Source organism: Streptomyces sp. NPDC002994 (assembly GCF_040611155.1).
In the GTDB taxonomy this organism is placed as follows: Bacteria; Actinomycetota; Actinomycetes; order Streptomycetales; family Streptomycetaceae; genus Streptomyces.
This window is the reverse complement of sequence record NZ_JBEXNQ010000021.1, coordinates 137,358-143,834: the sequence shown is the minus strand read 5'-3', so window position 1 is coordinate 143,834 and position 6,477 is coordinate 137,358. Positions and strand designations below refer to the sequence as shown.

The window sequence follows — 6,477 nt, the reverse complement described above, 5'->3', positions numbered from 1 at the left end:
CGCCCGACGCACCGCCGAAGGCATGGCCAAGAAAGACATCATGCGCTGCCTCAAACGCTTCGTCGCCCGAGAGATCTACAAACACCTACCCCACCCAACACAGACCACCACACCACCCCTGCCCCACACCACTTGACGGTCTATAGGAGCTTCCGGCGAACCTCCGCCGCAATGCTTCTGGGGGGCGGCCCCCGGGGGGGAGCCCACGGGGAAGGCTCGGGGAGTGGCTGCTGTGTTCGTTGCCGACCGGCGGGCTCGATGGGTGGGGCGCACCACGTCTAGGGGGCGGCTCAGCCCCAGGCTCAGCGACTGCGGCAACGGCCGTTGGCGTGACAGCCCCATTCCCACGCACACGCGCACCCACGATGGCGGCCAGCCGCTCCCTCCGGTCGACCTGCGGACTCATGACTGGCGCGGGTGGGGCGCGACAGTTGAATGGGGTGACTCGGGCCGGTGTGGCGCCCACCCCGCCCGGTGGCCGGTTGAGCGACAAGCCCGTTGCTGGTGTGGGTGGGTGGTGGCGCACCGAAACGTGGAACGCGGCATGACATCGGCGGCCGCACCCCGGCCCTCCCAGCCGCACGAACCCACGAGCCCCATCCTCCACACCAGCCGTCTCTCTCCCGACGGTCGGCGCAGTCCGTGGCGGGCCGAGTGGGTCGAAACGCTCCCGTGACGGCCGCAAGCGAAACGGCTGAGACCGGTGGGACTGGAGAGGCGTTGGGATTCATCAAGTGTGGGGTTAGTCGCGTTCCGAGCCCAGAGCCCGCCAAGAGCGGTAGTTCGGGTGCTACTCGGACCCAGACGGCGTCGGAATGGACGTGCCCGAGCCCACCGAGTGCCGCGTTCCTGCCAGGCCGCCGGACCGACAGCACGATCAACCATCACGTCGGCTGACCGGCGGGGCTGCCATGGATCGAAACGCTCCCGTGACAGCCGGAGCGAAACGGCTGAGAGGGGTGGGACTGGCGGGGCGTTGGGATTCATCAAGTGCGGGGTTAGTTGCGTTCCGACCCCTCCACATACCGTCAACCTGCCGGGCGAGCGGGACCAGCTGGGCCCCCGTGATGCCTGGAAGCGATACCACTGAGACGGGTGGGGTTGCAGGGGCGTTGGGATTCGTCACGTGCCGGGTTCGTTGCATTTCGACGCCCGAGAACGGGCCGTTGCGTCGACCGAACCCCAACAACGATGAAGGTGGGCTGTCGCACCGGCAGACCGGCAGACGAAGTGGTGCCGCAGTTGCGTGCGGCTGGCCACAGCGCCCATCCGTTGACGCTGTCCGGCCTCGCAGACAAGCTCGTATCCGGCTGGTGGGAGGGGCCGGCGAAGCTGGAGGCTTCCATCGCCGGGAACGGCGGCTTCTGGACACCGTTGGCTGCGGCCGACTACGACGGCCAGGGCCTCACGAATGAGCAGGTCGCACGGATCGTTGGCGGCTCGACGCCGCAGCCGGGTGCCGAGCGGCGACGTGGCCGAACTGCTGAGCAGCGATCACTGGCGGCTGGTCGAGATGAACACTGGCCACTGGCCGATGTTCTCCCCACCGCGCGAACTGGTACGGATCTTCCTCGACGTGGCGGGGGAGTGACCGCAATTCCACGCTGACAGCCATGGCAGCGAAGGTCAGTTCGTAGCGGCCGGCTGCCCCTATCGGTCGCCCAGCCGAGGATTGCCGCGCCCAGTCCGGCCGTCGGCTGGTGCGACTGGTGGGACGTCGGGAATCGTGTTCTGGCCATCGCCCCCGTTCGACTGCCCAAGAGAGTCCCAAGTGACCCGCGTCACACCCGGATCCTGTCAGCAACCGGGGCGCCGTCTCGTTCAAGGGGCACGCGAACGAGACAGGAGCAACGCCATGAAGCACCGCATCGTCGTACTCGGCGCCGGATACGCCGGGGCCTTCGCCGCCGGAAACCTGGCCCGTCGGCTCTCCCCCGCCGACACCGAGATCACCGTCGTCAACGCCGTGCCCGACTTCGTTGAGCGGATGCGGCTCCACCAGCTCGCGATCGGCCAGGACCTCGCGTTCCGCAAGCTCGCCGACGTATTCGCGGGCACCGGGGTGCGGCTGCGCCTGGCGCGCGTCACCGGCGTCGACCCCGACCGCAGGACCGTCGCCGTGACCGGCGAGGACGGCGACGGCGAGCTCGCGTACGACACGCTTCTCTACGCGCTCGGCAGCTCCGTAGCCCACCATGGCGTCCCCGGCGTGGCCGAGTACGCCTTCGATGTGACCGGCCGGTCCTCGGCGCTGCGTCTGCGGGAGCGCCTGGCCGGCCTGGGCGAGGGCGGCACCGTGCTGGTCGTCGGTGAGGGGCTGACCGGCATCGAGACCGCCACCGAGTTCGCCGAGTCCCGGCCCGACCTCTCGGTCGCGCTCGCGGCCCGTGGTGAGCTGGGCGCCTGGCTCTCCCCGAAGGCCCGCCGTCATCTGCGCCAGGCCTTCGACCGGCTCGGCATCACCGTCCACGAGCACACCGGCATCGAAGCCGTCGAGCCGACGCGGGCGATCGCCGGCGGTGTCGCCGGGCCTTCCATCCCGGCCGACGTGACCGTGTGGTCGGCCGGGTTCGCCGTGCACCCCATCGCGGCCGCCAGTGGCCTGGAGGTCGCCGAGACCGGCCAGATCGTCGTCGACCGCACCATGCGCTCGGTCTCGCACCCGGACGTCTACGCCGCCGGTGACTGCGCCTACGCGATCGGCGAGAACGGCCGGCCGCTGCCGATGTCCTGCGCCTCGGCCGGCCTCACCAACATGCAGGCGACCGCAGCGATCATCGCGCGCCTGACGGGCAGCGAGGTCCCGGTCGTCGGGCTGAAGTATTTCGGCAACCACATCAGCCTCGGGCGGCGAGACGCCATCTTCCAGATGGTGGACGGGGATGTGCGGTCCAAGTCCTGGTACCTGGGCGGCCGGACCGCCGCGCGGCTCAAGTCGGGCGTGCTCAAGGGGGCCGGGTGGGGCATCGCCCACCCGACCTTCGGCATGCCGAAGCGCAAGCGCCGCCTGGCCACCGCGCCTGACCGGGCCGGTGCGAGTGTCGCCGCATAGGCTGCTCCGCATGGACAGCGCATCCGTCGATCGGTTCGAGGCCGGCCGGGGCCGGCTGGCCTCGCTCGCGTACCGTCTGCTCGGCTCGGCCGCCGACGCCGAGGACGCCGTGCAGGACACGTTCCTGCGCTGGCAGGCCGCAGACCGCGAACGGGTCGAGGTGCCGGAAGCGTGGCTGACCAAGGTCGTCACCAATCTCTGCCTCGACCGGCTCCGCTCGGCGCAGGCGCGCCACGAGCGAGCGGCCGGTGCCTGGTTGCCCGAGCCGCTCCTCGAGGGCGACCCGATGCTCGGCCCGGCCGACACCTTTGAGCAGCGCGAATCGGTGTCCTTGGCCGTGCTGACCCTCTTGGAGCGCCTCTCGCCGGTCGAGCGGGCCGTCTACGTCCTGCGTGAGGCCTTCTCGTACAGCCACGCCGAGATCGCCGGGATCCTCGACATCACCGAGTCCGCGAGCCAGCAGCATGTTCACCGGGCCCGGATCCGGGTCGCCGCCGAGCGCCGCCGCGGCGGCGAGGCCGACCCCGCGTCCGCGCGCCGGGTCGTCGAGGAGTTCCTCGCCGCCGCCACGTCGGGGCGCACCGAACGGCTGGTGGCGCTGCTCACCGACGACGTGACGGCGGTCTCGGACGGCGCCGGACTGAGCAGGCGGCTACTGCGGTACACGACGCGCGAGCGGGTCGCCTCCTTCGTACGGGCCGGCTTCAAGCCCACGCCGGCGAAGCGGCGGCTGGCCGGCGGCTCGCCCGCGATGCATATCGCGTGGGTCAACGGGGCCCCGGCCGTCCTCGCCGTGGTCGACGACCGGGTCGTGGGCGCCGTGGCGTTCGAAGTCAGCGACGGCAAGGTCGCGTCCCTGCGCGGCATCGCTGCCGCGGACCGGCTCGTGCGCCTCAACGAGACATGGCGGCAGCACGAACCCGACGCGCCGGTCATCAACGCATGGTGACCATGCAGTTCGGATCGCCGATGGCCAACTATCGGTCGACGTCACAGCCGGGACGGTGGCGACAATGAGGAGATGCCAACTACCTCTCGCGCATCCCGGCTCATCGCAGCAGCTGCTCGGGAGCGGCTGCGCCCCCTTGGTCTGAGGCAGCGGGGCAGATCCCGCGTCTGGATCGATGATCACGGGTGGTGGCTCGGGATCGTGGAGTTCCCGTCGCCTCGATGGAGCCAGGGCGGTGGGTTGAAGGTAGGAGCGATGTGGCTCTGGCAGGACTTGGAGCACTTTGCCTTTGACTTCGCCGAGCAGGTGCGGCTGAGCGAGGACTTCCGCAACGAGATCCAGTTCGGACGTGTGGCATCCGCGCTCGCAGATGAAGCGGAGCGGCATATCGAGGGCTTGCGGATCAAGTTCGGCGACCTCAGTCAAGTCGCCGAGCGCCTCATCGAGCGCCCAGCGCGGCGCGGCTACGTCTGGGAGAGCTTCCACGCCGGCGTGGCCGCCGCATTGGTCGGACGCCCCGAGGAAGCCGAAGTGCACCTCCGTCGCGTCCTTGACGAGGACCCGTTCGCGCCGTGGATCGCGGAAGTCCAGCAGGTGGCTCGCCACGTACACGAGGTCGCGCACGACTCGGTGGCAGTCCGGGGATGGGCCGCGGCAGCCATCGCCTCATGCAGGAGAAAGCTGACACTGGACGAACCTGCGGCGCCACCGGTCGTCCTCTTCCCTTGATCGGCACAGTGGCCCTCTGCGAATCCTCGTGACCGCCTGACTTGGGTGGCTCCGGGCACCGCCGGCCATCCAACGGCCGTGGTCACACCAGCCCGGCCGAGAGTGTTGAGCCGGCCGCCTACGAGCCCAGCCGCTCGTCCGGCCGGATCGTCGGCAGCCCCATCCGCCCCTGGGTGCGCCTCCACCCACCCACCCACATCAGCAACCTGCTTGAGGCTCCACCGACCACCGGCCGGGGTGGACGCCACACCGTCACGAGTCACCCCATTCAACTGTCGCGCCCCACCCGCGCCGACATGAGTCCGCAGGTCGACCGGAGAGGTCGACCGCCCACCGGCGTGGGTGCTCGTGTGCGTGGGAATGGGGGTGTCGCACCAGCGGCCGTTGCCGCACCCGCCGAGACTGGGGCCGCGCCGCCCCATAGACCTCATGCGCCCCACCCACCACGCCGCAAGCCACCAAACCGGCCCGCGCCGCTTCCCCAGTCCCCGTGCAGGGCGTTTTTCTTTGGGCCGTCCCCGTATGAGCGTTAGCGGTGGGCCGGGGCGGCGGGTCAAGGGTGGGCCGTAGGCACATCGCGTAGCGACGCGACCGTAGGGAGCGCCCTTGACGCGCCGTCACGGCCCACCGACACTCGAGCGCTCGGGACGGCCCGAAACCCCCAGAAGCAAGCCTTGGTTACGGCAGTGGCAGGGCGGCGATGATTCTGTCCAGTGCGGGTACTGGCCTTGAGCCGTCCGTCACCACCTCGTGGCCCTGGTGGACGACAGCGGTGGTGAGGCCGTCGGGTATCGGCTGGCTTCGCATGTTGATGCGGGGGAGCTTCGCGAAGTCCGACTCGGCCAGGGCCTTGCGGAGCTTGGTGAGTTCGGCGGGCTTCATCTTGTCCCTGCCCACCGGCTTGGCGCCCGACAGCGTTTGTACGACCCGTCGGCGTTGACCAGGACGCTCTCGTGACGGCCGTCGATTCCGCCGCTCACAGTTGCCATGACGAGCCGCTGATCCGCCGGGTTCGTCGGCGCGCTGAGGGAAGCGGGAGGCGTGGGGGAAGAGGTGGGGGTCGGGGTGGCTCGTGCAGTTTGTGGCGGCGAGTTGCTGTCGGTCGCACTCTCCCGCGTATCTCCGCCTCCACATCCCGCCACCAGCAGCGTCGCCGCCATGAACAGCGCTCCAGTCACCACTCCCTTGCCCGCGCTGTGTCTCGTACGTCGTCTCGTACGTCTCATACGTCGTCCAGCCCCCTCCCGTACCGCACCAGTACATGCCACAACTGCTTGACGTACTGGAGCACCTCGTCCTGCGAACCCCACTCCGTCCAAGCCTCCGGCTCCCCTACGACGGAAGCCGCCGCGTGGCCGAGTGCCTCGGCATTGAGGATGCCCTCCCGCGCGTACGAACGGCAGATCCTTGCCGCCAGTGGCACCATCACCGGCCCCCGGAACTCCGCGTCCACCTCCTCCGGCGCGAGCGTGAACCCGGCGTGCCACTCCACCGGGACGCCCGTGTCCGCCAGCAGCTGTGCGGTCTTCGTGCCCCGGAACGAAAAGTCGAGCACCAGTGCCTCCGCGTCACGTGGGCACGGGGAGAGGGAGGCAGAGGGGGAGGGGCGAACCGCGCGCGTCGCGTCCGACCCCGAACGGCCCCAACCCGTGATCGCTGACAGCGAACGCCCGCGAACGTTCCCCCGGGAACATTCCGCCGCGCCCAAGCATTGAGTCGGCATAGCTCAAGTTCACTGCCGAAGGGG

The 6,477-nt window shown here is 69.9% G+C and carries 5 protein-coding genes and 1 pseudogene; 4 read left to right on the top strand and 2 right to left on the bottom strand.

What is annotated here, in order from left to right; genetic code table 11:
• Window positions 1-1,191 precede the first annotated feature (1,191 nt).
• From ABZX79_RS26560 to ABZX79_RS26545, 4 genes and pseudogenes are all read left to right on the top strand, one after another.
• Window positions 1,192-1,591: pseudogene (locus ABZX79_RS26560) on the top strand (hypothetical protein).
• A 264-nt stretch (window positions 1,592-1,855) separates the two neighbouring features.
• Window positions 1,856-3,052 carry an FAD-dependent oxidoreductase gene (locus tag ABZX79_RS26555; protein ID WP_355262608.1) on the top strand — a complete coding sequence of 399 codons (1,197 nt, stop codon included), beginning with the start codon at window positions 1,856-1,858 and terminating at the stop codon, window positions 3,050-3,052.
• Window positions 3,053-3,062: 10 nt separating this feature from the next.
• Window positions 3,063-4,001: a sigma-70 family RNA polymerase sigma factor gene (locus ABZX79_RS26550; protein WP_355262605.1), complete on the top strand. Its 939-nt coding sequence runs from the start codon at window positions 3,063-3,065 to the stop codon at window positions 3,999-4,001.
• Window positions 4,002-4,256: 255 nt separating this feature from the next.
• Window positions 4,257-4,730 (top strand): hypothetical protein, encoded by a 474-nt coding sequence (locus ABZX79_RS26545; protein ID WP_355262602.1) that lies wholly within the window; start codon window positions 4,257-4,259, stop codon window positions 4,728-4,730.
• Window positions 4,731-5,408: 678 nt separating this feature from the next.
• On the opposite strand, the gene ABZX79_RS26540 is transcribed toward ABZX79_RS26545, so the two are convergent.
• Both ABZX79_RS26540 and ABZX79_RS26535 read right to left on the bottom strand, forming a co-directional pair.
• Window positions 5,409-5,627, bottom strand: coding sequence for a hypothetical protein (locus ABZX79_RS26540; RefSeq protein ID WP_355262599.1), 219 nt, complete (start codon window positions 5,625-5,627; stop codon window positions 5,409-5,411).
• 325 nt (window positions 5,628-5,952) lie between these two features.
• Window positions 5,953-6,453: a DUF3626 domain-containing protein gene (locus tag ABZX79_RS26535; protein ID WP_355262596.1), complete on the bottom strand. Its 501-nt coding sequence runs from the start codon at window positions 6,451-6,453 to the stop codon at window positions 5,953-5,955.
• Window positions 6,454-6,477: the final 24 nt, after the last annotated feature.

What these genes read in the sequence shown, in the direction of transcription:
- ABZX79_RS26550 (WP_355262605.1), top strand. Translation starts at nt 3,063, where the DNA reads ATGGACAGCGCATCCGTCGATCGGTTCGAGGCCGGCCGGGGCCGGCTG.
- ABZX79_RS26535 (WP_355262596.1), bottom strand. Translation starts at nt 6,453, where the DNA reads ATGCCGACTCAATGCTTGGGCGCGGCGGAATGTTCCCGGGGGAACGTT.
- ABZX79_RS26545 (WP_355262602.1), top strand. Translation starts at nt 4,257, where the DNA reads ATGTGGCTCTGGCAGGACTTGGAGCACTTTGCCTTTGACTTCGCCGAG.
- ABZX79_RS26555 (WP_355262608.1), top strand. Translation starts at nt 1,856, where the DNA reads ATGAAGCACCGCATCGTCGTACTCGGCGCCGGATACGCCGGGGCCTTC.